The organism is Amycolatopsis sp. NPDC051061 (genome assembly GCF_040682935.1).
Lineage (GTDB): Bacteria > Actinomycetota > Actinomycetes > Mycobacteriales > Pseudonocardiaceae > Amycolatopsis.
Map to the genome: position 1 here is coordinate 39,149 of NZ_JBFBBZ010000002.1, position 26,612 is coordinate 65,760.

Annotated in this window: 25 protein-coding genes and 1 pseudogene; 12 read left to right on the forward strand and 14 right to left on the reverse strand. The window is 71.5% G+C overall.

Annotated elements, in window-relative coordinates:
* The first annotated feature begins 59 nt into the window (after positions 1-59).
* The gene (locus tag AB0N03_RS02870) at positions 60-1,400 is read left to right on the forward strand and encodes a serine hydrolase domain-containing protein (RefSeq protein WP_364364386.1); all 1,341 of its coding nucleotides are present in this window, start codon (positions 60-62) and stop codon (positions 1,398-1,400) included.
* A gap of 255 nt (positions 1,401-1,655) precedes the next feature.
* On the forward strand, positions 1,656-2,780 hold the full coding sequence (gene serC / locus AB0N03_RS02875) for a phosphoserine transaminase (protein WP_364364389.1): 1,125 nt from the start codon (positions 1,656-1,658) through the stop codon (positions 2,778-2,780).
* A 12-nt stretch (positions 2,781-2,792) separates the two neighbouring features.
* Here the strand turns inward: serC and AB0N03_RS02880 are convergent, their stop codons facing one another.
* The 6 genes from AB0N03_RS02880 to AB0N03_RS02905 all read right to left on the reverse strand — a co-directional run bounded on the left by AB0N03_RS02880 (position 2,793) and on the right by AB0N03_RS02905 (position 9,322).
* Positions 2,793-4,037 (reverse strand): glycosyltransferase 87 family protein, encoded by a 1,245-nt coding sequence (locus AB0N03_RS02880; protein WP_364364392.1) that lies wholly within the window; start codon positions 4,035-4,037, stop codon positions 2,793-2,795.
* A gap of 49 nt (positions 4,038-4,086) precedes the next feature.
* Positions 4,087-5,604: an amidohydrolase family protein gene (locus AB0N03_RS02885; RefSeq protein ID WP_364364395.1), complete on the reverse strand. Its 1,518-nt coding sequence runs from the start codon at positions 5,602-5,604 to the stop codon at positions 4,087-4,089.
* Positions 5,605-5,743: 139 nt separating this feature from the next.
* Positions 5,744-7,012 carry an ABC transporter permease gene (locus tag AB0N03_RS02890; protein WP_364364398.1) on the reverse strand — a complete coding sequence of 423 codons (1,269 nt, stop codon included), beginning with the start codon at positions 7,010-7,012 and terminating at the stop codon, positions 5,744-5,746.
* Positions 7,009-7,695 carry an ABC transporter ATP-binding protein gene (locus AB0N03_RS02895; protein WP_364364401.1) on the reverse strand — a complete coding sequence of 229 codons (687 nt, stop codon included), beginning with the start codon at positions 7,693-7,695 and terminating at the stop codon, positions 7,009-7,011. The genes AB0N03_RS02890 and AB0N03_RS02895 overlap by 4 nt, the downstream gene beginning before the upstream one ends.
* Positions 7,692-8,786 (reverse strand): peptidoglycan-binding protein, encoded by a 1,095-nt coding sequence (locus tag AB0N03_RS02900; RefSeq protein WP_364364404.1) that lies wholly within the window; start codon positions 8,784-8,786, stop codon positions 7,692-7,694. Before AB0N03_RS02900 ends, AB0N03_RS02895 begins: the two co-directional genes overlap by 4 nt.
* On the reverse strand, positions 8,783-9,322 hold the full coding sequence (locus AB0N03_RS02905; protein ID WP_364364407.1) for a hypothetical protein: 540 nt from the start codon (positions 9,320-9,322) through the stop codon (positions 8,783-8,785). Before AB0N03_RS02905 ends, AB0N03_RS02900 begins: the two co-directional genes overlap by 4 nt.
* 111 nt (positions 9,323-9,433) lie before the next feature.
* Here AB0N03_RS02905 and AB0N03_RS02910 point away from each other — a divergent pair, with 111 nt between their 5' ends.
* From AB0N03_RS02910 to sepH, 3 genes are all read left to right on the forward strand, one after another.
* A complete protein-coding gene (locus AB0N03_RS02910; RefSeq protein ID WP_364364410.1) occupies positions 9,434-10,096 on the forward strand; it encodes a response regulator transcription factor in 663 nt (220 codons plus the stop codon).
* The gene (locus AB0N03_RS02915; RefSeq protein WP_364364413.1) at positions 10,093-11,235 is read left to right on the forward strand and encodes an ATP-binding protein; all 1,143 of its coding nucleotides are present in this window, start codon (positions 10,093-10,095) and stop codon (positions 11,233-11,235) included. The genes AB0N03_RS02910 and AB0N03_RS02915 overlap by 4 nt, the downstream gene beginning before the upstream one ends.
* Positions 11,236-11,566: 331 nt before the next feature.
* Positions 11,567-12,415 carry a septation protein SepH gene (gene sepH / locus AB0N03_RS02920; protein ID WP_364364416.1) on the forward strand — a complete coding sequence of 283 codons (849 nt, stop codon included), beginning with the start codon at positions 11,567-11,569 and terminating at the stop codon, positions 12,413-12,415.
* Here the strand turns inward: sepH and AB0N03_RS02925 are convergent.
* The 3 genes from AB0N03_RS02925 to AB0N03_RS02935 are packed head-to-tail and all read right to left on the reverse strand — an operon-like array spanning position 12,412 to position 14,251.
* Entirely contained in the window at positions 12,412-12,771 is a 360-nt protein-coding gene (locus AB0N03_RS02925; protein WP_364364419.1) for an MmcQ/YjbR family DNA-binding protein, read from the reverse strand. The genes sepH and AB0N03_RS02925 overlap by 4 nt on opposite strands.
* Positions 12,772-12,791: 20 nt before the next feature.
* Positions 12,792-13,403 carry a DUF2537 domain-containing protein gene (locus AB0N03_RS02930; protein ID WP_364364422.1) on the reverse strand — a complete coding sequence of 204 codons (612 nt, stop codon included), beginning with the start codon at positions 13,401-13,403 and terminating at the stop codon, positions 12,792-12,794.
* A 41-nt stretch (positions 13,404-13,444) separates the two neighbouring features.
* Positions 13,445-14,251 (reverse strand): RNA methyltransferase, encoded by an 807-nt coding sequence (locus AB0N03_RS02935; protein WP_364364425.1) that lies wholly within the window; start codon positions 14,249-14,251, stop codon positions 13,445-13,447.
* Between the two features lie 214 nt (positions 14,252-14,465).
* Here AB0N03_RS02935 and AB0N03_RS02940 point away from each other — a divergent pair, with 214 nt between their 5' ends.
* The 5 genes from AB0N03_RS02940 (at position 14,466) to AB0N03_RS02960 (ending at position 19,047) form a co-directional block, all read left to right on the forward strand.
* Complete coding sequence (locus AB0N03_RS02940; RefSeq protein WP_364364428.1) at positions 14,466-15,965, forward strand: glutamate--cysteine ligase; 1,500 nt, start codon at positions 14,466-14,468, stop codon at positions 15,963-15,965.
* A gap of 16 nt (positions 15,966-15,981) precedes the next feature.
* Positions 15,982-16,584 carry a TetR/AcrR family transcriptional regulator gene (locus AB0N03_RS02945; protein WP_364364431.1) on the forward strand — a complete coding sequence of 201 codons (603 nt, stop codon included), beginning with the start codon at positions 15,982-15,984 and terminating at the stop codon, positions 16,582-16,584.
* 68 nt (positions 16,585-16,652) lie between these two features.
* Positions 16,653-17,312, forward strand: coding sequence for a biliverdin-producing heme oxygenase (locus AB0N03_RS02950; protein WP_364364434.1), 660 nt, complete (start codon positions 16,653-16,655; stop codon positions 17,310-17,312).
* Positions 17,313-17,509: 197 nt separating this feature from the next.
* Complete coding sequence (locus AB0N03_RS02955) at positions 17,510-18,133, forward strand: superoxide dismutase (protein ID WP_247058440.1); 624 nt, start codon at positions 17,510-17,512, stop codon at positions 18,131-18,133.
* A 104-nt stretch (positions 18,134-18,237) separates the two neighbouring features.
* Positions 18,238-19,047: an arylamine N-acetyltransferase gene (locus tag AB0N03_RS02960; RefSeq protein WP_364364437.1), complete on the forward strand. Its 810-nt coding sequence runs from the start codon at positions 18,238-18,240 to the stop codon at positions 19,045-19,047.
* A 235-nt stretch (positions 19,048-19,282) separates the two neighbouring features.
* Here the strand turns inward: AB0N03_RS02960 and AB0N03_RS02965 are convergent, their stop codons facing one another.
* Together AB0N03_RS02965 and AB0N03_RS02970 are read right to left on the reverse strand one after the other, a co-directional pair.
* Positions 19,283-20,539, reverse strand: coding sequence for an MFS transporter (locus AB0N03_RS02965; RefSeq protein WP_364364440.1), 1,257 nt, complete (start codon positions 20,537-20,539; stop codon positions 19,283-19,285).
* A 122-nt stretch (positions 20,540-20,661) separates the two neighbouring features.
* A complete protein-coding gene (locus AB0N03_RS02970) occupies positions 20,662-21,093 on the reverse strand; it encodes a MarR family transcriptional regulator (protein ID WP_364364443.1) in 432 nt (143 codons plus the stop codon).
* A 107-nt stretch (positions 21,094-21,200) separates the two neighbouring features.
* On the opposite strand from AB0N03_RS02970, the gene AB0N03_RS02975 reads away from it, so the two are divergent.
* Positions 21,201-21,737 (forward strand): hypothetical protein, encoded by a 537-nt coding sequence (locus AB0N03_RS02975; protein WP_364364446.1) that lies wholly within the window; start codon positions 21,201-21,203, stop codon positions 21,735-21,737.
* On the opposite strand, the gene AB0N03_RS02980 is transcribed toward AB0N03_RS02975, so the two are convergent.
* Positions 21,738-23,207, reverse strand: a complete 1,470-nt coding sequence (locus AB0N03_RS02980) for an NCS2 family permease (RefSeq protein WP_364365335.1) — start codon at positions 23,205-23,207, stop codon at positions 21,738-21,740.
* 82 nt (positions 23,208-23,289) lie between these two features.
* Between AB0N03_RS02980 and AB0N03_RS02985 the strand changes: the two genes are divergently transcribed.
* Positions 23,290-23,517, forward strand: coding sequence for a DUF2530 domain-containing protein (locus AB0N03_RS02985; protein WP_364365338.1), 228 nt, complete (start codon positions 23,290-23,292; stop codon positions 23,515-23,517).
* 10 nt (positions 23,518-23,527) lie between these two features.
* On the opposite strand, the gene AB0N03_RS02990 is transcribed toward AB0N03_RS02985, so the two are convergent.
* On the reverse strand, positions 23,528-26,347 hold the full coding sequence (locus AB0N03_RS02990) for a molecular chaperone Hsp90 (protein WP_364364449.1): 2,820 nt from the start codon (positions 26,345-26,347) through the stop codon (positions 23,528-23,530).
* A pseudogene (locus tag AB0N03_RS02995) lies at positions 26,328-26,612 on the reverse strand (hypothetical protein); the annotation flags it as partial. The pseudogene AB0N03_RS02995 and the gene AB0N03_RS02990, both read right to left, overlap by 20 nt.

Sequence of the window (26,612 nt, forward strand, 5' to 3'; positions counted from 1 at the left end):
GGGTGTGAGGTCCGGCGCCGGAACCTGCTCCACCGGCCCGTGCGCGGCAGAATGCCCCCATGCTTGAGTCGACCGAACACGCCCTGCTCCGCCGGATCGCCCACGAACAGGCGGCCTGCCGCGCTCCCTCGCTCGTCGCCGCCGTCGTGCGGGACGGCGAGATCGTCTGGTCCGGGAGCCGCGGGCACGTCGGCGACCGGCGGCCCGGCACCGACACCCAGTACCGGCTGGGCTCGATCACCAAGACCCTCGTCGCCACCGCCGTCATGCGGCTGCGCGACGAAGGCCTGCTCGACCTCAACGACCCCCTGGAAAAGCACGTCCCGGGCACACCCTTCGGCGCCGCCACCGTCGCCCAGCTGCTGTCGCACACCTCTGGCCTGACCTCGGAGTCGCCCGGGCTTTGGTGGGAGCGCACCCCCGGCGCCGACTGGGACGCGCTCGCCGGGAGCCTCGCCGAGGGCGCCACCAAGCACCGGCCGGGCGCGAAGTTCCACTACTCGAACGTCGGCTACGGCGTGCTCGGCGAGCTCGTCTCGCGCCACCGGGGCAAGGGCTGGCTCTCCGTGCTCGACGAGGAGGTCCTCGGCCCGCTCGGGATGACCCGCACCAGCCCGCACCCGGTCGGCGCGCACGCGCAGGGCTTCGCCGTGCACCCCTTCGCCGACGTCCTCCTGCCGGAGCCGAGCCCCGACGCCGGCGCGATGGCCCCCGCCGGGCAGCTGTGGTCCACCGCCACCGACCTCGGCCGCTGGACGGCGTTCCTCGGCGGCCACGGCGGCGGCGTGCTCGCGCCGGAGACCATCGAGCAGATGCGGACCATGGTCACCGTCGACGACACCGACGCCTGGACGACCGGTTTCGGCCTCGGCCTGATGCTCGTGCGCTACCAGGGCCGTCGGCTGGCCGGGCACACCGGCTCGATGCCCGGCTTCCTCGCCGTCACGCTGGTCGACCCGGTCGCGCAGACCGGCGCGCTCGTGCTCACGAACTCCACGTCCGGCGTCGGCATCACCCAGCTCTGCCTGGACCTGATCACGACGACCGAAGAGCTGGAGCCGCGCCTGCCCGCCGAGTGGCAGCCGTCGGCGGTCGACCCCGCGCTGCTCGCCCTCACCGGGCTCTGGCACTGGGGCCCGACGCCGTACCACCTGCGGATCCAGGGTGACGGGCTGCTCCTGCTGGCGCCGGCCGAAGGCGCCGGGCGCAGCTCGCGCTTCCGCGCCACCGGCCGCGACACCTACGTCGGCCTCGACGGCTACTACGCCGGCGAGACGCTCGAAGTGGGCCGTGGCGCCGACGGCGTCGCCACGCACCTGGACCTCGCGACGTTCATCTTCACCCGCACGCCGTACGACCCGGCCGCGCCGGTGCCGGGCGGCGTCGACGGCTGGCGCTGATTCACCGGGCCCCGCTCACACCCCCAGGGTGGTGAGCGGGACCCGGAGGCACCTCATCGCGGGAAGCTACCGGTGGTGCGGACCTCCGGGAAACCGTGTTTTTACCCCCACGGCCCGCCACGAGAAGCCGCCGGACGGACGAGCCGCCTACAGTCGAGCGCGGGCGTCCCGGCGCCCGGAACACCCCTTGTTCCACATAGCGGACACCTGAGAACCGCCTTCACCAGCCGCATCCCGACCTGAGAGACTGGCCACATGACCGACGCTGAGTTGACCATCCCCGCAGACCTCAAGCCGGCCGACGGCCGCTTCGGCTGCGGACCGTCGAAGGTCCGCGCCGAGCAGCTGAGCGCCCTGGCGGAGTCCGGCTCCACCTACCTCGGCACGTCGCACCGGCAGAAGCCGGTCAAGTCCCTCGTCGGGCGCGTCCGGGCGGGCCTGTCCGAGCTGTTCTCCCTGCCCGAGGGCTACGAGGTGATCCTGGGCAACGGCGGCACCACGGCGTTCTGGGACGCGGCCGCGTTCGGCCTGGTCCGCGAGCGCTCGCAGCACTTCACCTACGGCGAGTTCTCCTCGAAGTTCGCCAGTGTCACCAAGGGCGCGCCGTTCCTGGCCGACCCGATCGTCGTCAAGGCCGACGCGGGCAGCGCGCCGGACATCGCCTACGAAGCCGGCGCGGACCTGGTCGGCTGGGCGCACAACGAGACGTCGACCGGGGTCGCCGTCCCGGTCCGCCGCCCCGAGGGCAGCGGCGACGCGCTCGTCGCGATCGACGCCACCTCCGGCGCCGGCGGTCTCCCGGTCAAGGCCGAGGACTTCGACGTCTACTACTTCGCGCCGCAGAAGTCGTTCGCCGCGGACGGCGGCCTGTGGATCGCGCTGGCCTCGCCCGCCGCGGTCGAGCGGATCGGCGAGATCGGCGGCGGCGACCGCTGGATCCCGGAGTTCCTGTCGCTGACCACCGCGCTGGACAACTCCCGCAAGGACCAGACGTACAACACCCCGGCCGTCGCCACGCTCTTCCTGCTCGCCGAGCAGATCGAGTGGATGAACGGCCAGGGCGGCCTCGAGTGGACGACCGCGCGCACGAAGGACTCGTCCTCGCGGCTGTACGAGTGGGCCGAGAAGACGAGCTACACCACGCCGTTCGTGAAGGACCCGGACCTGCGCTCGCAGGTCGTCGGCACGGTGGACTTCAGCGACGAGGTCGACGCCGCCGCGGTGGCGAAGGTGCTGCGCGCCAACGGGATCGTCGACACCGAGCCGTACCGCAAGCTGGGCCGCAACCAGCTGCGCGTCGGCCTGTTCCCGGCCATCGACCCGGACGACATCACGAAACTCACGAAGAGCATCGAGTACGTCGTCGAACACCTGGGCTGATCGAACGCCGAGCTAGACGTCCGTGAAGGCCTCCTTACCGGCATCTTGAGCCGGTAAGGAGGCCTTCACGGCTTTCAGGCGGGGTGCGGCGAAGGCGGCCAGGAGCAGCAGGACCAGGCCGAACAGCTCGTAGGACTCGGTGGCGAGCCACCAGCCCGCCGACGGCGCCGGGCGCGGCGCGAACCACATCGGGCCCCAGATGAACAGCGCGACCCCGGCCACGACGATCGCGCCCGACCACCACGTCACGACCCGGTCGGTCCGCCACGCGCGGACGCCGTAGTAGCCGGCCAGGACCAGGATCGGCACGCACCAGGTCCAGTGGTGGGTCCACGAGATCGGCGACACGAGCAGCCCGCCGAGCGCGCACGCGGTCAGCGCGAGCACCGGCTCGCCCGCCCGCACGATCACCACCGCGACCAGGGCCATCACGGCGAGCGCGGCCAGCAGCCACACGACGTTCCCGGCGGTCTCCGGCAGCCCCAGCCGCGTCACCAGCCCGCGCAGCGACTGGTTGCCGACGTAGTCGACGCCGCCGATGCGGCCCGCGTCGAAGACGAGCTTCGTCCAGTAGGTGAAGGACGCCGACGGCCGCACCAGCCACAGCAGCGCGCCCGCCGCGAGGAACCCGCCGACGACGCGCGCGGCCGAGCGGAAGTCGCGGCGGACCAGGAAGTAGACGACGAAGACGGCCGGGGTCAGCTTGATCGCCGCGGCGATCCCGATGAGCAGGCCCTTGGTCCGCTTGCGCTCGCCGGGGAGCAGGACGTCGAGCACGACCAGGACCATGAGCAGGGCGTTGATCTGCCCGAAGCCGAGCGTCGAGCGCACGGGCTCGAGCAGGGCTCCGGCGAGCTGCGCCCCGATGGCGACGAGAGCGGCGGCGGCGCGGCCGGTGACCTTCGAGGAGTCGGTGAGCGAGCCGTTGAGCGTCGCGACGTAGAGGTAGGCGACGACCCCGGTCGCGACGATCGAGGCGATGCTGACCAGCTTCATCGTCGCGGCGAAGGGCAGCAGCGTGCCGGGCAGGAACACGGCCGCGGCGAAGGGCGTGTAGGTGAACGGCAGCAGGATCTGGTGGGTGGTCGGCACCCAGGCGTCGTAGGGCGAGCCGTGTTCGGCCAGCGCCTTGGCGCCACCGAGGTAGACCTCGAGGTCCAGGCCGTCGAACCGCTTGAGCAGGAGGACGAGCACGACGGCGGCGACCTCGAGCACGGCGAGCCCCGCCAGGAGCTTCCGCCCCGACCACCCCGACACGCATTACCCCCACTCAGCCGGCCTCCGACCGGCCGAGATTACCGGGCGCTCAGCAGCAGCTGTGCACCGGCAAGCCCACTGACCTGGCGTTCACCCCCGCACCCGCCGCCGCCTCCACGCCGGACAGCAGCCCGTCCAGCGCCGGGCGGTCGAATACCCTCCCCGCCGCGATCACCGTGTCGATCCGGCGGACCGCGCGGATGTCCGCCAACGGGTTCGCGTCGAGCAGGACCAGGTCCGCCTCCTTGCCGGGGGTGATCGTGCCCGCCGTCGCGGCGCGGCCGAGGAACGCCGCCGCGTCGCGGGTCACCACCTGCAACGCCCGGCGCGGCGACAAGCCGGCTTCGACCAGGTAGTCCAGCTCGTCGTGCAGGCTGAAGCCCGGGAAGACGTACGGGTTCAGGCAGTCCGTGCCGCCGAGGAGACCGACCCCCGCCCGGTGCGCCGCGCCGACCAGCTCGACCTGCGCGTGGAAGTAGGCCTCCTGCCGCGCGATCTCCACCGGGGTGACCGGGGTGCGGATCCGCACCTGCTCGGCCCAGAAGTCCCGCAGGTCGCGTGGCACGTACTTCAGCCGCGGGTCGTGCGCGAAGGTGTCCGCGGGCGAGCAGATCACCCGGTTCACGACCATCGTCGGGCTCAGCCGGGTGCCGTTGCGGACGAGCCGGCCGAAGAACTCCCGGGCCCGCCACGGGCTGTAGACCTCCGTCGCCTGCCGGTCCAGCTCGCGGGCCAAGGCGAAGAACGCCCGCGGGTTCGCCGGGTCGAACGGCGTCGCGGCGAGCGTCGCGAGGATCTCGTCCCGGCGCGCGGACGTGTAGGCGGGGACGCCGAAGAGGTGTTCGAAGCTGCGCTGGCCCGCGTCGCTCGCCGCCGGCTGCGGAACCCGGTACGGCCAGTGCCCGGCGAACGGCAGCCCCACGCGTCGGCACTCGTCGACGATCGCGTCGTACGCTTCCGCGCCCAGGTACGAGTACACCTTGACGAAGTCGGCGCCTTCGGCCTCGGCGGTCCGGACGGCCGCCCGGGCCTCGTCGGCCGTCGCCACCTTCGTCACGGATGGCCCGAGCAGGGACACCGGGCCGTCGATGATCGAGCTGCCCATGACCGCCCGGGGCCCGGCCAGCTCCCCGCGGACGATCTTGTCGCGCGCCGCGCGGTTCTCGGCGTAGCCCCACATCTCGCGGATCCCGGTGACGCCGTTGGCCAGGTACAGCGGCGGGAAGATCGCCTCGTAGTCGAGGCCGTGCGTGTGCAGGTCCCACAGCCCGGGCACGAGGTACCGCCCCCGGCCGTCGACGACGCGGACGCCGGTCAGGGGCGGCAGGTACGCGGCGGGACCGGCCCAGGCGATCCGGTCGCCGACCAGCACGACCGCCGAGTCCGGCGCGGGCGGGCCGTCGGTGCCGTCGACGACGGTGGCCCCGAGCACCACGACGACGTCCGCGCCGGCCGCGGCGGCCTCCTGGGCGAACACCGCGGGCGCGATCCCCGCGGCGGCGAGCCCGGCACCGGCGACCGCCAGCCACCGGAGGAAGTCACGCCGGTTCGCCTCGACCCGCTCCACGGCCGCCCCTTTCGCTCGGGTTGGCCGCCCATTCAACTCGCCGGACGGCGGCCGCGGATCTTCCACCGTGCGCTCTTGCCCCTGCGCACGCTCGGAGGTAGCGCAAGCGGAGCTTCCACGTGACAGCTCCGCTTGCGCGTCAGGCCAGCGCCTGCGTCGGCGCCAGCCGGGCCGCCCGCACCGCCGGGTACGCCCCCGCGATCGCCCCCACCAGGGCCGCCACGCCGACTCCGCCGGCCAACGTGGCCCACGGCAGCACCGCCGGCCACCCCTGGCTCAGCGCGTAGCCCGCCGTCACCAGCACCCCGGCCAGCACGCCCGCGAGCCCGCCGAGTCCGGACAGCAGCACCGATTCGGCCAGGAACTGCCCGCGGATCTGGCGTTTCGTCGCCCCGAGCGCGCGGCGCAGGCCGATCTCACGCCGCCGTTCCAGCACCGAGATGACCATCGTGTTGGCCACCCCGACCCCGCCCACCAGCAACGCCACGCCGCCCAGCCCCAGGAACAGCGCGCTGTAGGTCGTGTCCGTCAGCTTCTGCGCGGCCAGCGCGTCCGACGGGCGGCGCACCTCGACCTCGTTCGGCGCCTGCGGGTTCAGCGTCGCGCCCAGCACCGAGCGCACACCGTCCACTTGGGACTCATCCGCGCGAACGTACACAGTGGACGGATGGCCGTCGAACCCGAGCAGCCGCTTCGCGACGTCCCAGCCGACCAGCACCGACCGTTCGACTTCCGGCGCGAGCGGCATCGGCGCGAGGATCCCGACCACCGTGAACCACTGCGTCCCGATCAGCACCTGCGGCGGCCGCGCCGGGTCACACGGGCTTTCCGGGGGTTCCGGGTGGCGGAGCCCCCGGCCCGGGGCGCAGCCCCGGATATCGACGCGGTCGATCCCGAGCCGGGCCGCGGCCTGCGAACCGAGCACCGTCACCGGGTAGTCCTGGTTGCCCGACGCCAGGAACGCCCCCACCCGGACCTGCCCGCCGAGCACGCCCAGCAGGTCCGGCCGGGCGGCGAACACGGCGAGCCCGGACGTCTCGTCCGGCGCGATCTTGTCGCTGCGCCGCACGCTCGCCGACGTGTTCCCCGTGCCGCTCGCCGCCTCAACCGGCCCGATCCGCTTGGCCATCGGGATCGCGTCGCCGGGCAGGGTCGCGTCGTCCCCGAACAGCGTCTGCCCCGGCCCGGCGGTGAGCAGGTTCGTGCCGAGCGCGGCCAGCCGGTCGTGGAGGGCCTGCGCGCCCGACGCCGGGATCGCCAGCACCGCGACCATCGCCGCGACGCCGATCGCGATGCCCAGCGCGGAAAGCACCGCGCGCACCGGCCGCGTGCGCATGCCGTGGGCACCGAGCGCGACGACGTCCGGCGGCTTGAGCCGGGCGGGTTCCGGCAACGTCACCAAGGTCATCGCGCACCCACCAGGCCGGTGTCCAGCCGCAGCCGGCCGTCGAGCAGCTCGATCCGGCGTGGCATGCCGGCGGCGATCTCCCGGTCGTGGGTGATCACGACGATCGTGGTGCCGCCGGAGGACAGCTCGCCCAGCAGCGCGAGCACGGACGCGCCGGTGCCGGTGTCAAGGTTGCCGGTCGGCTCGTCGGCCAGCAGGATCGACGGGTCGTTGACCACCGCCCGCGCGATCGCGACGCGCTGGCGTTCCCCGCCGGAGAGCTCCCCGGGCCGGTGCCACGCCCGGTGCCCCAGCTTGACGCGGTCGAGCGCGGCCAGGGCCCGCTCGCGACGCCGTCGCCGCGGCACCCCGGCGTAGAGCAGCCCGGTGCACACGTTGTCCACCGCACTCATCCCTTCGTCGAGGAAGAACTGCTGGAACACGAACCCGATCCAGCGCGACCGCAACGCCGAGACCTTGCGGTCCGGGAGCGCGGCGACGTCGTGGCCGTGCAGCTCGATCCGCCCCGACGACGGCCGGTCGAGCGTGCCCATCAGGTGCAGCAGGGTGGACTTGCCGGACCCCGACGGCCCGACGATCGCCACCATTTCGCCGTCCTCCAACGCAAGCGAGACGCCGTCGAGCGCGGCGACCCCGCCGGGGTAGGTGCGCGTGACCTCGTGGACGCGCAGCACGGGCGTCACGACGTCGTCACCACCCGCATGCCGGCGCTCAGGCCGGTGCCGGTGACCTCGACCTTGCCGCCGCTGAACAGTCCGGTTTGGACGGCCACGAGCCGCCGCTGCCCGTTCTCGTCGACCTCGACCGCGTAACCGCCTTCGGCGAGCGCGAGCAGCGAGCCGACCGGGACCGCGAGCACGCCCTGGTGGACGTCCTTGGTGAACCGGACGGTCGCCGGCGCCGAGTCGAGCGAGCCGGCGACGGCGGGGTCGTCGAGCCGGACGCTCACGGTGATCTTGGGCTTGCCGTCGTCCTGGCCCGCCGCGTCCTTGCCCTCGACGGCGGTGCGCCCGACGTCGGTGATCGTGCCCTGCGTCGTCTTCCCGTTGATCGTCACGGACGCCTTCGCGCCCTGCTGCGCGAGATCCTGCTTCGCCGCGTCGAGCTTCACCTGCACCGAGCGGACGGTCCCGGTCGTCTTGAGCACTTCGCCCTGGGCCGGCGAACCGGGCTTCGCCGCCAGCGCCGACACGCGGACGTCGCCGGCCGCGAGCACGACGTCGCCCTGGCCGAACGCGCCGGTCTGGTCCAGCCCCAGCGACTTCTGCCACTTCTTCAGCGCGGCCGCCGTCGCCGACGTGAACTTCTTGTCCGGCGTACCGAAGCCGCCGAACCCGCACGCCTTGAGGTTCTCCTCCAGCTGCTTGACGTCGGCGCCGTCATCCGCGCCGGCGGCGAGGTCGCGGTAGAAGGGCAGCGTGCCGACGAACAGCGGCACCGGCTTCGCGTCCACTCCGTACACCGGCTTGCAGCGGGTGATCGTGGCACCGGCCGCCGGCAGCGACGTGATCGTGCCGGGCTTGCGGCCCTGGACGCTCTCCTCGTCGCCGTAGCCGAGAGTGCCGTCCGCTTCCTCCTCCTCGCTGAGGTCGGTCTTGACGACCTCGGCCGTCTCGACCGAGGGCGGCGTGGCCTCCTTGATCGGCGTCGCACTCGACACGCGCGTCAGGATCACGACGGAGCTGGTGCCGAGCACCACGACGAGGACCGCGCCGGCGATGAACCAGCGCGTCCGGCCGCGGCGCCGGGGCTTGAGGTGGGTCACTTCGCTCACTTCGCCGCCTCGGAGTGCATGGTCATGCCGAGCCCGCACGCCTTCGCGGCGGCTTCGAACTTCTTCGGGTCGTCGCCCGGCCCGCCGATCCGCGTCGCGCCCTTGCCGCTCGGATCGGGGTCGGGCATGTCGATGCCGTGGTCGCGCATGCACTTGGCGTCCTTGCGCATCTTGTCGAGCTCCTCGGCGCTCGGCGGCTTCATCTCGCCACCGTTGGGCATGAGGCTCTTGCACGCCTTCTGCGCGGTCTCGATCTTCGACGCGTCGGCGCCGTCACCGCCCAGGGTGATCGCCATGCCACCGCCGTCACCGGCCGGCTTGGGGTCGGGCATGTCGACGCCGTGCTCGCGCATGCACTTGGCGAAGTCGCGCATCTTGTCCTCGTCGCTCTTGCCGCTGGTGTCCGCGGCCGTGGGGCCGCCTGACTTCGGCGGCGTCGAGATCGACGCGACCTTGTCGCCGTCGTCCCCCTTGGCGCCGCAGCCCCCGAGCAGCAGGGCCGCCCCGAGCGCCGCGACGACGATCCGTGTCCGCATGGCTCGCTCCTTTCGTCCGGATGGGAGCCAGGTCTACGGATCGGGGGGTTCGGGCGCGCTAAGCGACGTCGCTTATGCGGTCCTTATGGCCTCCCTGCGCAGACTGGGCGGGTGCGCGTGCTGGTGGTGGAGGACGAACGGCTGCTGGCCGACTCCGTGGCGGAGGGGTTGCGGCGGTTTTCGATGGCCGTCGACGTCTGCTACGACGGCGAGCAGGCCCTGGAGCGGGTCGGCGTGCACGGCTACGACGTCGTGGTCCTCGACCGCGACCTGCCGAAGGTGCACGGCGACGCCGTGTGCGCCGCGGTGGTCCGGGCGGGCGGCGAGGCCCGCGTGCTGATGCTGACGGCGGCCGCCGACGTCACCGACCGCGTCGCGGGCCTGGGCCTCGGCGCCGACGACTACCTGACGAAGCCGTTCGCCTTCGCCGAGCTGGTCGCCCGGGTCCAGGCGCTGTCGCGGCGCGCCCGGCCCGCGTTGCCGCCGGTGCTGGAGCGCGACGGCGTCGTGCTCGACCTGCCCCGTCACCAGGCCGCGCGCGACGGCCGGTTCCTGCTGCTCTCGCCGAAGGAGTTCGCCGTGCTCGAGGTGCTCATGCGGGCGGAAGGCGCGGTGGTCAGCGCCGAGGACCTGCTGGAGAAGGCGTGGGACGAGCACGCGGACCCGTTCACGAACGCGGTGCGTGTCGCGATGATGACGTTGCGCCGCAAGCTCGGCGACCCCCCGGTGATCGAGACCGTGCCCGGCGCCGGCTACCGGTTCGGCACGCCGTGAACGGCTTCTCGGTCCGCGCGAAGCTCACCGCCTGGTACGGCGCGCTGTTCCTGCTCGCCGGGCTGGTGCTCGTGGTGATCAACTACCTGCTGGTGCAGAGCACGCTGCCGGACCCGGCCCGGGTCGCCTTGTCGACGGTCGGCTCGGCCGACCTGACCTACGGCGTCCCGGCGGAGACGGTGCCCGCGGCAGGCGTCGCGATGCGGCTGGTCAGCGGCTCACTCGACGAATACCGCTCCTCGACGCTGTCCACGCTGGTCGTCGGCTCGGCGATCGCGCTGGTGGCGACGGCCGCGTTGGCCGTGCTGTTCGGCTGGCTGATGGCGGGCCGGGCGCTGCGTCCGCTGCACGACATCACGTCGGCGGCGCGGCGGCTGGAGGCGGGCAAGCTCGACCGGCGGATCAACCTGGAGGGGCCGCCCGACGAGCTGAAGGAGCTGGCGGACACGTTCGACGGCATGCTCGACCGGCTCGCGGAGTCGTTCGACAGCCAGAAGCGGTTCGTCGCGAACGCGTCCCACGAGCTGCGGACGCCCCTGGCGGTGCAGCGGACGCTGATCGAGGTGGCGATGGCCGACCCCGAAGTGGCACCGGAGCTCGAGAAGCTCGGCACCCACCTGCTGCACACGAACGAGCGCAGCGAGCGGATGATCGAGGGTTTGCTGGTCCTGGCCCGCAGCGACCGCGGGCTCACCGCGCGCGCCCCGGTCCGCCTCGACGAGGTGGTCGCGTCGGTGGTCCGGGCGACGGCTTCCGCGGCGTCGTCGGCCGGGGTGACGGTGGAGACGCGCCTGCGGCCGCGCACGGTGGCGGGCGACCCGGTGCTGCTCGAGCGGCTGGTGACGAACCTGGTGGTCAACGCGATCACGTACAACGCATCCGGTGGCTGGGTGTACGTCGAGGTGCGCGGGGATCCGGCCCTGGAGGTCCGGAATTCGGGGCCGGTGGTGCCGCCCGAAGCCGTGCCGACGTTGTTCGAGCCGTTCCGCCGGGTCGGTTCGGAGCGGACCGGCGACACGCGGAACGCGGGGCTGGGGTTGTCGATCGTGCGGTCGGTGGCCCAGGCCCACGGCGGTTACGCGGAGGCCCAGCCGGGCCGCCGGGGCGGGCTGACGGTGACGGCCCGCCTGCCGCTGTGACGGCACGTGCTCGTCTCAGCGCGGCTCGCCGAGCGACAAAAAGGGTCGTTCACGGCGCACTCCACGAACGTCACACCAGCTCCACCAGCTCCACCAGCCCCACCAGCCCCACCCGGCCACGGGCGGCCGGACCGCCTCTTGATCCACTCGATCGTGACTGACCGTGTCCGGCGTGTCACCCGGTGGCCGCCGACCTGGGTGATCCATGATGCGGACGTCGCGAAGTGAACAGCGGGCAGTTCGGTGCGGACTCGGCGCGCCTCGCACGTCAAGCCGACGCGCCGTTCTAACGTGGGCACCCACAACGGTGAAGCATCGGGGAAGGCGAACAATGCGCACGCTGCAAGTGGTCGGGTTGCACGAGGACGGTAAGTCCATCGTGTGCGAAGACTCGGCGAGCGGTACGCGCTTCCTCCTCCCGGCCGATGAAAGACTGCGCGCGGCGGCGCGGGGTGACCTCACCCGCCTCGGTCAGATCGAAATCGAGTTGGAGAGCCAGATGCGGCCACGCGAGATCCAGGCGCGAATCCGCGCCGGCGAATCAGTCCAGCAAGTGGCGAGCGGCGCCGGTATCTCCGAGCAGCGCGTCGAGCGCTACGCCTACCCCGTCCTCCTCGAGCGGTCCCGGACCGCCGAGCTCGCGCAGAGCGCGCACCCCGTCCGCGAGGACGGCCCCGACGTGCAGACGCTCGGCGAGGTCGTCGCGTACGGCTTCGGCGTCCGCGGGCACGACTACTCGCAGGCCACCTGGGATTCCTGGAAGGGCGACGACGGCCGCTGGGTCGTCGTGCTGCAGTGGAAGGCCGGCCGGTCGGACAACCGCGCGCACTGGGCGTTCTCGCCCGGCGCGCACGGCGGCACGGTCATGGCGCTCGACGAGAACGCCGAGGTCCTGCTCGACCCGAACGCCTACCGCGCGCCCCGCACGGTCCGAGCCCTCGACCCGGCCCGCGACGCGGAGTTCCAGCCGACGCTGGACTCGGTGCCGCCGCAGGAGCACGCCGAGCTGCCGGCCGCCGAGCCGGACCCGGACGACGACACCCGCGAGATCCCCCGCGTCCCGGCGGATCCCGAGGAAGACACCGCCGCCGACCAGCCGCGGCCGAAGGCCAAGAAGAACCACCCGATCGTGCCGTCCTGGGAGGACGTGCTGCTCGGGGTCCGCTCGCAGCGCGGCTAGACCCAAGCCACCAGCGCCGCGAGCGTCTTCGGGGCCACCTGCCGGTAGGCCTCCCGCACGATCCGGTCGATCTCGCCCCAGTCGACGTCGACGTCCAGCCGCACGCCCAGCCAGCCGCGGTGCCCGACGTACGCCGGCCGGAAGAAGCGCCCGGGCTCGGTGCGCACCAGCTCCTCCTGCGCCCCGGGCGGCGCCGGGCACCAGAAGGCGAGCCTGCCGTCGCCGTGGTGGTCGTCAGCGAACATGACGAACGTCTTCTTGCCGCGCACGAACCACGCCGGCGACCCGTGGCTGAGCCGCTCGGTCGCTTCGGGCAGGGCCAGGCACAGCTTCCGCAACGCGTCGAGCTGCCGCATGCCCGTCAGGTTACGTCCCGCTAGAAGACGATCACCAGCACGCCGATCCACGCGATCACGACGCCGGCCGCCGCGCCGTACGCGACCCAGCGCAGGATCGGGGTGCGGCGGATCAGCCACAGCGACGGCGTGATCCCGGCCGTCACGATGACCGACCCCGCGAGGGCCAGCCAGCCACTGGTCTGGCGGACCAGGGTCGAGGCCAGCGCCAGCATGGCCACCACGACCACCGCCGCGATGAACGCCGAGACGGTCAGCCCGGTCAGCCACGGCGTCGGCTCCCCGGGCGGGCCGGCCGGGCCGAGCACCGACCGGACGAGCCGGTGCCCGGGAGCATCGGCGCGCGGGGCCGGTTCGACGACCGTGTCGACGCCCGTCACCGGGTCCACGAACCGCACGGTCGTGCCCATCACCGACGCGAGCCGGGCGGCCAGCTGACGGCCGCGCTGCGAGACGACCGCGCCCGCTTCGGCGCCGGAGTCGGCGGAGATCGCGGACGCGACGCGGGCCCACTCGTGCAAGGCCTGCGCGAGGTCCGCCCCGATCGCGAGCTTGTGCGGGTCGACTTCGCGCGCCTGCTCCCCGCCGGGTCCGGCCAGCACCGCGCGCTCACCGCGGATCCGCAGCTCCATGGTGTCCTTTCGCGCCGCCCGCTCGTTCCGAGACCAGAACCTTAGTCGGCCCGCGCCAGTTCGTAGAAGGCCACGGCGGCGGCCGTCGCGATGTTGAGGGAGTCGACTCCGGCCGGCATGGGTATCCGGACCGCGTGATCAGCCGCCGCCAGCGCCGTTCCGGTCAGTCCGGGGCCTTCCGCGCCGAACAGCAGCGCGACCCGCCCGGGCACGTGCGCCCGCAGCTCGCGCAGCGGGACCGAGCCCGGCCGCGGCGTGAACGCGGCGACGGCGAACCCGCGCGCCTTCAGGTCGTCGAGCCCGCCCGGCCAGTCCGTGAGGTGCCCGAACGGCACGCGCAGGACGTGGCCCATCGACACGCGCACGCTGCGCCGGTACAGCGGGTCGGAACAGCCGGGTCCGAGCAGCACGCCGCCGACGCCGAGCGCGGCCGCGTTGCGGAAGAGGGCGCCGAGGTTTTCGTGGTCGCCAACGCCTTCGAGCACGGCGATCGTGCCGGCGTCCGCGACGACTTCGGAAACCGTCAGGGGTGGCGGCCGGTCCGCGACGGCGAGGATCCCGCGGTTGAGGTGGAATCCGACGACGTCGGCCATCGTCTCCGCGGAAGCCGCGTACTGGGGCACGCCGGTCCCGGCGAGATCGTCCGCCAGCTCGGCGAACCGCCGTTCGACGCCCAGCAAAGCCCGTACCGGGTACCGGGACGCCAGCAGCCGGGACACCACGACGGTGCCTTCGGCGATGACGAGTCCCTTGCCACCCGGGCGGTCCGGACGGCGGTCCGCTGTGGACAGGTGCCGGAAATCGTCGACCCTGGGGTCTTCGCGGCCGGTGATGTGGATCAGGCCCATCCGCCCAGTCTGTCACCCGCTTGCCGGGCGCTTCACTGGTCCGAACGTCCCGTGGTCCGTGGTACGAACGGGGGTATTTTGCTGTCGGTTAACCCCCCGTGACGGAGAGCACCAGTTTGGCCGCTAGCACGGGTTGCATCGCCTGTGAAACGGTTGTCCGCCGGGACCTGAAACATGTCCTAGTTCCACGCCGACGCACGAAGCAGGGATGGTCATGGGGATGGACCTCGCGGCTCAATCGTTCAACACGCTGGACCGCGGGCGGTACCGCCGCAAGGTGCAGCGATGCCTGGACACCTTGGCCCGCATGCTCACCGACGGCAGTTTTTCGTTCCCCCGCAAGAACATCGGCCTCGAGGTCGAGCTGAACCTGGTCGACCGCGAACTGCGCCCGTCGATGACGAACGCCGCGGTGCTGGAGGCGCTCGACGACCCGTCGTTCACCACCGAGCTGAGCCAGCACAACATCGAGCTGAACGTGCCGCCGCGGCCGCTCGCCGGCGATTCGGCCCTGCAGCTCGAAGACGACCTCCGCGCGTACCTCGCCACCGCGGCGTCGAAGGCCCGCGACACCGGGTCGTCGCTGGCGATGATCGGCATCCTGCCGACGTTGAAGCACGAGCACTTCGACCAGAAGTGGCTCACCAACAAGGCCCGCTACGCGACGTTGAACGACCAGATCTTCGCCGCGCGCGGCGAACGCACGGTGCTCGCGATGGAAGGCGCGCCGCTGCCGGGTCAGCAGCCCGAGCGGCTGCGCAGCTACGCGGAGTCGATCCTGCCGGAGGCCGCCTGCACCAGCGTGCAACTGCACCTCCAGGTCGCGCCCGAGGAGTTCGCGGCGCACTGGAACGCGGCGCAGTGCCTGGCCGGGCCGCAGATCGCGCTCGCGTCGAATTCGCCGTTCCTGCTGGGGAAAGCGCTCTGGCACGAGACGCGGATCCCGCTGTTCCTGCAGGCGACCGACACCCGGCCGGAGGAGCTGAAGAACCAGGGCGTGCGGCCGCGCGTGTGGTTCGGCGAGCGCTGGATCACGTCGATCTTCGACCTGTTCGAGGAGAACGTCCGCTATTTCCCCGGCCTGCTCCCGGAAACCGACGCCGAAGACCCGATCGAGGCGCTCGACGCGGGACAGGCGCCCAAGCTCACCGAACTGCGCATGCACAACGGCACCATCTGGCGCTGGAACCGCCCGGTGTACGACGTCGTCGACGGCCTGCCGCACCTGCGCGTGGAGAACCGCGTGCTGCCGGCCGGGCCGACGGTCGTCGACACCGTGGCGAACGCGGCGTTCTTCTACGGCGCCCAGCGCGCGCTCGCCGAGGCGGAACGCCCGGTGTGGAGCCAGATGTCCTTCCAGGCGGCGGAGGAAAACCTCTACGCCGGCGCGCGCCGCGGCTTCGAAGCGCAGCTGTACTGGCCGGGCATCGGCTGGATCCCGCCGGACGAGCTGGCGCTGCGCGTGCTGCTCCCGCTCGCCCACGAGGGCCTGCGCCGCTCCGACGTCTCCGACGAGGCCCGCGAGCGCTACCTCGGGATCGTCGAGCGCCGCTGCCTCGCGCGGCGGACCGGGGCGACCTGGCAGCGCGACTACGTCCAGCGCGCGCAGGAACGCGGGCTCGACCGCGAGGCGGCGCTGAGCCGGATGCTCGGGCGCTACCTGGAGCTGTCGGAGTCCGGCGAGCCGGTGCACACCTGGCAGGTGAGCGACTGAGGGCTAGCCTGGGCCGATGCCGAAGATTCTCGGTGAGTCGCTCGAGGCGCACCGGCGCGAGGTGCGGACGCGCGTCTTCGAAGTCCTGCGCGCCCAGCTCTACGAACGCGGCTTCGACGCGATCACGCTCGCCGGCGTCGCCGCGGCGGCCGGGGTGGGCCGGACCGCGCTGTACAACCACTTCCCGGACAAGGAAAGCCTGCTCGTCGCGTTCGTCGAGGACGAAGCGGCCCGGTACGTCACGCGGCTGACCGAAGCCGTCGAAGCCCACGCCGACCCGGTCGACCAGCTCGCCACGTTCGTCCGGCTGCAGTTGCGCGTGCTGGCCGAGTACCACATGCCGCCGGGCACGGCGCTCGCGTCGGCGCTGGCGCCCGCGGCGTACCGGCGGATCAGCGCGCACGCCGACCCGATCACCGACCGCCTGCGCGCGATCCTGGCCGGCGGCGTCGATCTGGGACGCTGGCCGGCCGAGGACCCGGACGTCCTGATCCCGATGATCACCGCCGCGCTGGGCAACCGGACGCTGGTCGACGGGCCGCCCGAGCAGCTGGAAGACGTCGTCGAGACCGCGGTGCGGTTCGTGCTGCGAGCCGTCGGAGCGTCGAATTTAGGGTAGCCTAACCCGACAATATGCCTTACGCTCTTTCTGACAGCGTGTCAGATCGATCGCCGGGAGGCTCCCCCATGTCGGTGACCACGGACGCTCGCCCGTTCTCGGCGACCCTGCGCGCGTCGACGCTCCAGGTGCACGAAAAGGCGAACTACTCGACGTACATGCGCGCCCTGCTCGGCGGCGAGCTGACGCAGGAGGGCTACACGCAGCTCGCGATCCAGTACTACTTCATCTACGGCGCGATCGAAGCGGCGAGCGACCGCATGGCGGCCGACCCGGTCGGCGGCGAGTTCGTCGTCGACGAGCTGCGCCGGCTGCCCCACCTGGAACGCGACCTGGCGCACCTGGTCGGCCCGGACTGGCGCTCGGCGATCTCGCCGCTGGCTTCGACGCAGGCGTACGTCGCGCGCGTCGGCGAAGCGTCTTCGTGGGCGGGCGGGTACGTGGCGCACCACTACACGCGCTACCTGGGCGACATCGCGGGCGGCCAGGCGATCCGGCGCCTCCTGGAGAAGAAGTACGACGTCGCCGACGCGGGCACGCTCTTCTACCACTTCGAGGGCATCGGCAGCGCGCCCCGCTTCCGCGACCGGTACCGCGCGAAGCTGGACAACGCGCCGTGGGACGACGCCGAACGCGCTCGCGTGATCGACGAGACGCTGGTGGCGTTCGAGTGCAACGTCGCGGTGTTCGACGAGCTGGCTTCGCGGCTGGACGAGTTCCGCGCCTGAATGACCGTTCTCACAGCTCGTTGACCTCCAGTTAGGTCCAGGTAGCAGGCTCGGTTTCGGGTGCCGGACCCTCGGGTACGCCACTTGAAGAGCCGCCGTCTCACGCAGTGACGGCCACGCGCCCCCGCTCGCCGCGGAGGGGCGTGTGCTACTAGGTTCGATACCGGAATCTTGTGTCGAAGACAGAAGGAGGGCCAATGGCCCGCTACGAGCTCCCCGATCTCGACTACGACTACAGCGCACTGGCGCCGCACATCTCCGGCGAGATCAACGAGCTGCACCACAGCAAGCACCACGCGACCTACGTCAAGGGCGCGAACGACACGCTCGACAAGATCGCGGAAGCCCGCGACGCCGGTGACTTCGGCGGCATCGTCGGCCTCGAGACGACGCTGGCCTTCAACCTGGCCGGCCACGCCAACCACGTCGTGTGGTGGAAGATCCTGTCGCCGGAAGGCGGCGACAAGCCGACCGGCGAGCTGGCCGCGGCGATCGACGAGGCGTTCGGCTCCTTCGACAAGTTCAAGGCGCAGTTCACCGCCGTGTCGACCACGATCCAGGGCAACGGCTGGGGCGCGCTCTCCTGGGACCCGATCGGCAAGACGCTGATCACCCAGCAGCTGCGCGACCACCACAACAACCTGATTCTGCCGACCGTGCCGATCCTGCTGGTCGACGTCTGGGAGCACGCGTTCTACCTGGACTACAAGAACGTGAAGCCGAAGTACGTCGAGGCCCTGTGGAACATCTTCAACTGGGCCGAGATCAGCAAGCGCTTCGACAACGCCGTCGCCGGCGGCAACGGCCTGCTGCTCGGCTGAGCACCGGTCGCAAAACGGGGTCCTCCCGCACGGGAGGGCCCCGTTTTTTCGTCGGCGGTGAAATCGCTTGACCTGGAGTGCGGTCGAGGTGTGAGAGTGGCGGCATGGACGTTGACGCGTATCTGGCCCGCCTCGGTGTAGCGTGGCCCGCCGCGGCCGACCTGGCGACCCTGCGCCACCTTCAGGAACGCCACCTGGCCACGGTCCCGTTCGAGAACCTGAGCATCCACCTCGGCGAGCCGGTCGTGCTGGACGAAGAAGCGCTGGCGGACAAGATCGTGGAACGTCGCCGGGGCGGCTTCTGCTACGAGCTCAACGGCCTCTTCGCGGCCCTGCTGCGCGAACTCGGCTATCCGGCTTCGCTGCACGCGGCGCAGGTCTTCCGCCCGGACGGCACCCTCGGCCCGCCCCTGGACCACGCGGCGATCATCGTTTCCCTGGACGAGCCGTGGCTGGTCGACGTCGGCTTCGGCCGCTTCTCCCGCCACCCGCTGCGACTGTCCGGCGTGGACGCCCAGTCCGATCCGGACGGTGAGTTCCTGCTCCTGGACGCTCCCCACGGCGACGTCGACGTGGTGCTGGAGGGCAAGCCGCAGTACCGCTTGGAGCGCCGGCCGCGGCCCCTCTCGGACTTCGTCACGATGGCCTGGTGGCAGACGACGTCCCCGGAGTCCCACTTCACGAAGTCCCTGACGTGCTCCCGCCCGACGTCCCAGGGCCGCGTGACGCTGTCGGGCAACCGGCTGATCGAGACGGTCGACGGCGTCCGGCACGAGGTCGTGCTGCCGTCCGAAGCCGCGATGCGCATGGCCTACCGCGTCTACTTCAGCCTCCCGCTGACGCGCCTGCCGACGCCACCGGGTGAGAGTCCCTTGACGAGCGGGGCGCTCAGCCCGACACTGCCCGTGAAGTGAACGAAGCCCCGGCCTGGGGTTCCCAGGGCCGGGGCTCCGTCCGTTCCCGAACTGACTGCCGCTCCCACCACGAAGCGGACGTGTATGAGGTTAGCCTAACCTCATATCTTGAAGCAAGAGGCTCCCTGGGGAGACCCCGATCTCACTCGTTCGAGTGAGACCCGGATCCGGACCACCATTTTTTGTCGGTGCGCGCCGATACGGTCACGCCGTGAACACGAACCGATACGCCCGGTCAGACCTTCGTGCGCTTGAGCACCCGAAGCCCGAACCCCCGCTGAACCGGCCACGACACCCCGCCACGCCGGATCAGCACCACCGCGCACACGACCGCGGCCACCGCCGAAACCGCCCCGCCGATGTAGAACGGAGACCGCCCGCCGAACGCCTGCGCCATCCACCCGACCATCGGGCCGCCGATCGGGTTGCCGCCGATGAGCACCAGCACGTACAGCCCCATCACACGGCCGCGCATCTCGGGGCTGACCGACGTCTGCACCAGCGCGTTCGCCGTGTTGAGGAACGTCATCGTGGCGAAGCCGAGCGGGATCAGGCCGAGGCCGAACGTCAGGTACGTCGGCATGAACGCCGTGATCAGCTCGAACACACCGAGGAAGAAGGCGGACACCAGCATCAGCCGCACCCGCGGCCGGCCCTTCGTGCCGCGGCGGGCCGACATGATCGCGCCGGTGAACGTGCCCACCGCGACCAGGGTCGACAGGAGGCCGTAGCCGTCGGCCGCGGTGTGGAAGACGTTCGCCGCGACGATCGGGAGGGAGCTGAAGTACGTGATGCCGAACGTGCTGACGAACAGCACCAGCACCATCACCGTCATCAGGTCCGAGCGCCGCCGGACGTACCGCAGGCCTTCGGCCAGCTGTCCCTTCTCGCGCGGCACCGCCGCGACGCGGAACAGCTTGTCCGGGTTCATCAGGACCAGCCCGGTGATCACCGCGACCGTGCTGGCCGCGTTGGCGATGAACAGCCAGCCGGTGCCGATCCACGTGATCGCGAACCCGGCGATCGCCGGCCCGACGATCCGCGCCATGTTGAAGATCGACGAGTTCAGCGCGACCGCGTTGGCGATCTGGTCGCGGCCGACCATTTCGGCGACGAACGACTGCCGCGTCGGCACTTCGAGCGACGCCGTGATGCCGAGCGTGAAGCACAGGAGGTAGACCTGCCACAGCGTCACGAGCCCGGTCAGGTCGAGGACACCGAGCACCACGGCCTGCGAACACGCCGCGACCTGGATCCAGGTCAGCAGCCGCCGCTTGTCGACGCGGTCGGCGAGGACGCCGGCCCACAGCGAGAGGAACAGGGTCGGCGCGAACTGCAGCGCGACCGCGACGCCGAGGGCGATCGGGTTGTTGCCGCTGAGGGTGAACACCAGCCAGTCCTGGGCGATGCGCTGCATCCAGGTGCCGACGTTCGAGATGACCTGACCGGTGAAGAAGAGCCGGTAGTTGCGGATCCGCAGGGAGGCGAACATGCTGCCGCGCTGTGGTTCCGAACGCTGGGATGGTGGCGAGGCGGACGGCGGTGGCGCCGTGTCCCGGGTAGCAGAGGTCTCGATCGAACGCTTCGTTTCGCTACCCGTGGCCGTCACCGTGGTTAGTTCCCCGCCATCCTGTCTATGATTTCGGCGGCTTTCGAGAGCACTTCGAGCTCTTCGTCGCCGAGTTCAGCCAACTGCCTGTCCAGCCACGCCTCCCGCACGGAGATGGCCTTCTGCACGTAGGCCAGTCCGCTCTCGGACAGCTCGACGATGGCCTGCCGGCCATCGGTCGGGTGCGGGCGCCGCTCGACGAACTTCATCTCCTCGAGCGCGGCGATCACCCTCGTCATCGAGGGCGGCTGGACGCCTTCCTTCGCGGCGAGCTGACCCGGGGTCAGCGCACCGCACTTGTGCAGGGTGGACAGCGCGGCGACCTGAGTCAGCGTGAGGTCGTCCCCGACGCGCTGTGCCCGCAGCCGGCGGTTGAGCCGGACCACCGCGAGACGCAGACGGCTCGCCAAGGAGCGTTCGTGCGTGTCGCCGGACATATAGTTAGCATACCTTACGAAACTTCGGCCGCGCGGGTGATCTCCGTCAACCCGCAACCTGGAACACCTCCGCGCGTCCTCTTCGGGGGAACGAACCTGGGGGTCGGATGAACAGGAAGCTGGTGGGCTCGGCCGTGGTCGGCGCGGCGCTCGTGGCCGTCGTCGTGGCGCTGCTCTGGGGTGGCGACGACCCTCCGGCGGCCGCACCGCCGCCGTCACCGTCGATCACTCCGGGCAAGCTGGAGGTCTACCGGCTCCCGGACGCGGACGGTCCCGGCTCGGCGATCGAGATCCCGGTGCCGTCGTCCTGGGCCGTGAGCCGCGACAAGGAGCGCGCGAGCTACCGCCAGGGCGACCTCCTGCTCGAGACCGATCGGGTGCCGATCACGCAGGAAGACGCGCTGAGCGGGCTCCAGGCCGTGGCCGGCCGGCAAGGGGGCACGGTCGCCGAGCACGCCCCCATCGCCGACCGCGACGCCGCGGAGTGGGATTACACCTACGAACGCGATGGTGTGCCGCGCCGAGTGACCGTCGTCGGTCTCGGCGCCGGTGACGCCCTGGTGACGGTCCGGTTCGAGGCCCCGGCCGCCGAGTTCGAGCGCAGCCGGGGTGTCCTCGACGAAGCCCTGAAGATCAGGGGCTGATCACTTGAACGCCGCCTGGAGCGGCCCGACCGCGAAGTACGCGACGAACGCCACCGCGATCACCCACATCAGCGGGTGCACCTGGCGGGCCTTGCCGGTCGCCGCGCGGATCACGACGTAGCTGACGAAGCCGGCGCCGATGCCGTTCGCGATCGAGTACGTGAACGGCATGACGACGATGGTCAGGAACGCCGGCAGCGCGATCGAGTAGTCGGTGAAGTCGATGTCGCGGACCTGCGCCATCAGCATCGCGCCGACCACGACCAGCGCCGGCGCGGCCGCCTCGACCGGCACGACCTGGTAGAGCGGCGTCAGGAACATCGCGGCGATGAACAGCACGCCGGTGACGACGTTCGCCAGGCCCGTCCGCGCGCCCTCGGCGATGCCGGCCGCCGACTCGACGAACACCGTGTTCGAGCTGGCCGAGCCGAAGCCGCCGGCCGCGCCCGCGAGGCCCTCGACGAACAGCGCCTTGCCGACGTTGGGCAGCTGGCCGTCCTTCGGCAGCAGGTCGGCCTCCTTCGCGAGGCCGGTCATGGTGCCCATCGCGTCGAAGAAGTCGGCCAGGACCAGCGTGAACACCAGCAGGCAGACGGTGATGATCGGCAGCCGCGTCCAGGCACCGAACGAGACGTCACCCACCAGCGAGAGGTTCGGCAGGCCGACGACCTGGTCCGGCAGCGCCGGGTAGCCGAGGTTCCAGCCCTTCGGGTTCGTGCCCTGCGACGGCCCGGCCTTGACGATCGCCTCGACGACGATGGCCAGCACGGTCGAGGACAGCACGCCGATCAGGATCGCGCCCTTGACCTTGCGCACGACCAGGATGCCGGTGATCAGCAGGCCGACGACGAACACGGCGGTCGGCCAGGAGGCGATGGAGCCGTTGATGCCGAGGCCGACCGGGACGGTGGTGTGCGCGTCGTCCGGCAGCCGGCGCACGAACCCGGCGTCGACCAGCCCGATCAGGCAGATGAACACGCCGATGCCGACGGCGATCGCGGACTTCAGCGAGGCCGGCACCGCCCGGAACACCGCGGTGCGGAAGCCGGTGAGCACGAGCGCGACGATGATCACGCCCTCGATGACGACCAGGCCCATCGCCTCGGGCCAGGTCATCTGCGGGGCGATGGTGACCGCGACCAGGCTGTTGATCCCCAGGCCGGTCGCGATGGCGAACGGGTAGTTCGCGACCAGGCCCATCAGGATGGTCATGACGCCGGCGACGAGCGCGGTGACCGCGGCGACGTTCGACACCGGGAGGATGCCGCCGAGGAGGTCCTTGTGCGCGCCCGCGTCGTCGGCCGAGAAACTGCCGATGATCAGCGGGTTCAGCACCACGATGTAAGCCATCGTGACGAAGGTGACCAGGCCGCCGCGCAGCTCGCGCGGCACGGTCGAACCCCGTTCGGTGATCTTGAAGAACCGGTCCAGTGTGGACGTCCCCGTGCGGGTCGTCTCCTGCTCCGCCATTCGCCTGCCCATTCTCTCGCTGCTGCGGAGTACCCTGCACCTCGTGAGTGATCCGAGCAATCCACCGGAGGTTACGGGCTCGTTGCGGCACACGCCGGAGCTGCCCAAGAAGCTGACCGACCTGACGCCGGTGGTGATCGTAGGCACCTCGATCTGGGCTGTCGCGCTGGTGGTGCTCTTCTTCACGACTTCGGGGCTGTGGGTGCAGACGGCGCTGTCCGGGTTCGTGCTCGGGTTCGTCGGCCTGGCGATCATCGCCTGGCAGCGGGCCGCCGCCCGGCGGGGCTCGAAGTCGGCGCAGCGGCTCTAGGTTTCGACGCTTACGCGAGCAGGGTTCGCGGCGACGGGTCGTCGAGCAGCGCGGTGATGAGGTGCCGGTCGGGCCAGCGCTCGGCCGCCCAGGCGAACGCGCGGGCGAGTCCTTCGGACGTGTCCGCCGCGTGCAGGCGGTCGTCGGACCACCACTGGACGTCGTGCTCGGCGCCCTGGATCGACACGGTCAGCGGGTCGTGCACGAGGACGCCCCCTGCGGGCAGCCGGATGCCGAGCTGATCGGCGACGAGCCTCAGCGCGGGCAGCTCGGCCCAGGGCGCGTACTCGCCTTCGCTGGTCACCGTGGCCGCCTCGGTGCTGGCGAGCGGGAGGTCGAGCAGGTCGGCGAGGCGTTCGGGATCCTCGGGGGCGACGACGTACTGATCGGGTTCCAGCGCCCCGGCCACCCACGGCACGTCGAGAACCAGCGCACCGTCCACAACAGACCCGTCGGCGGCCCGGACCGCCTCCGGCGGCCGCGGCTCGAACCCGGACTCGGCGACGGCGTCGTAGGCGCGGGTCGCCAGTCCGGGTGAGATCGTCCGATCCGGATCCGCGAGGCGCTTCAGGACGTCCCGCACTTCGTCCACAGTGGACATCCGAAGGTCGGTGCGCACCCCGGCGGTCCGGAGCAGGTCCGCACTCAGGCCGAGATCGGGAACCTCGTCGTAGAGGCCGGCGAGGTCGGTGCCGGGCAGCCGCCACTCGCTTGGCGCGAGCCCGCCGAGCACGGCGTACTGCGCGATCCACCAGCTCGCGTGGCCGTTCGGCATGCGCAGGGCACGCCACGTCTCCGGGCGCGCGGCCAGCAGCTTGAGCGCGGCGGGCCAGGCGTCGTCGGCGACGAGGTCGAGGTCCCGGATCGCGACGAGCGTCGACGGCGGCTCGGCGAGCGAGTCCCACCAGCCTTCCTCGTCGGGCAGGTCGTGATCGGGCTCGTGCGGCTCGTCGTCGACGACCAGCGCGAACGAGTCGAGGACACCGGCGGTCTTGAGCGTGTCGTCCGGCCAGTCTCCGGCGAAGTCCTCGTCGAGGACGTCGAGTGCGCCATCCTCGTCGAAGACCTCTTCGTCGAAGACGTCCAGCAGCGGCGAGCCGGGGAGCACGAGTTCGTCGGCGCGCCGCCAGGTGTCGGTGGCGGGCAGGGCGAGGGCGCCGACCCACCGCGGGGCGTCGTCCCCGCAGTCGGCGATCAGCCGGAGGACGGCGCCCGCGAGCGTCGTACCGTCCAAACCGGACCTGACGTCTTCGACGCTGCGCTCGACGGCGTCACGCAGCTGGTCGGCGTTGAGCAGCTCAGGCGCGTCGGCTTGCTTGGCACCCAAGCGTTCCAGCAGCGGGTGCGAGGCGGCGGGGTGCACCAGCCGCAGTCCAGGGATGTCCACATCGGACAGTAGTTCGAGCAACTCGGCCGAGCCCTCGACGAGCAGGGAGCCCCTGGCCCCGGGCAGCGTCCGGCCGTCGGAGAGGGGGACGGGCAGGCCGTCCAGCCGTTCGCTCGCGAGCGCGTGGGACTCGACCGCCTTGGCGAGTGCCACGTAGACGTCGTGCCACCAGTTCGGCTCGCGAGAGATACCGGTAAGCGTTTCCAGCACTTCTTCGATGCTGACGACCTGCGCCGCAACGGCTTTCAGCACACCGGCGGGCGCCGCGCCCTTGAGCAGCCCGGGAACGACGTCGGCGATCAATTCGGGCAAGCCGGGGACTTCCGGGTCGAGCACTTTCGCTTGCCGGCCCGCGACCTCACTACCGTCCTGAGTGGACAGCCACGGCTCGGCGCTGAGGTTCGCGAGCACTTCGTCGCGCAGCTTCGCATCCACAGTGGACTTCGGAAACCCCGGCACGGGAACGAGGGCGAACCGTTGTTCCGCCGGCAGCAACCGCACGAGCTGCACGTACTCGGCGGCAGCGTTCTCCAGTGCCTTGGTCAGTTCCGGTCCGGGCAGCGCCCGACGGCGCGAAGGCTCGACGGGCAGGGAGGCGAGGAGCCGCGCGGGCAGCGAGAGTCCGTCGTCGGTCGGAGTGGGAGCGTGCAGAACATCTTCGCCGAGCGGCTTCGGGACACCGCCGGAGCCGACCGGCACCGCCCAGACGACGTCACCGCGATGGGTCAGCCACCGGGTTTCCCCCTGTGGGCCGGTGATCTCGACGACGTCGCCGTCGGTGGTTCGTGTCCAAACGCGACCGTCCACATCGGCCTCGGCCAGCCAGGGAAGGGCGAGCAGCAGGTCTCCGATGTCGTCACGCAGCTGATCGAGCAGAGCTTGCCCGTCGACGTCGTCCCGGAGCGGCAGCCGGACTTCGGTGTCGAAGCCGTCCGGCGGGCTCGTTTCGACCGGCCAAGGCAGCCGGAGAACGGGAACGTCGCCTTGAATGTTCGCGGCGGCACGGGTTTTTTCGGCGGAGAATGCCACACCACCGGTCGTGGAGACGACGCTGGGAGCGTCGGAAACGGTGCGCACGGCGGCAAACCCGACCCCGAACCGCCCGACGGTGTCCCCGGTCTTGCCGGAAGCCCGCAGGGAGGCGAGGGAAGCAACCCCGCGCGCGTCGAGCGGGGCGCCGGTGTTGGCGAACCTGAGTTCCCGGTCCACAAGGGACACCCGGATGCGCCCGGGCCGCCCGGCGGCCGTGGCGGCATCGGCGGCGTTCTGGGCGAGCTCGACGAAGAGCCGATCCCGATAGGCACCGACGCGCAGGTCCTGCTCGACGTTGGTGTCCTCGAGGAGCCGGGTGGGCGAGTCCTGCCAGGCGCGCAGGGTGGAGTCACGGAGCCGCGCGGTGCCGAAGGGATCGGCCCCGTGCGGCTCAGAGGTTCCGCTGCTCACCGGCGGTATCGACATCGGCCTGCGCTTCATCGGCCTGGGCGGGTGCGGCGGTCTCGCTCGGCGCCGCGTTCGCCACGTCATCGGCAACCGGTTCCCCGGGAGCGGTGACCACATCATCGGTGAGAGCGGCGGCAGGCAGCTCATCAACCGGCTCCCCGCCATCGGTGGGCTCAGCCTCAACCGGCGCAGCGGCTTCAGCCTGCTGCGGCTCGACGACCGCATCGGTCACCTCAGCCTGAGTGGGCTCAGCCTCGGCAGGCTCAGG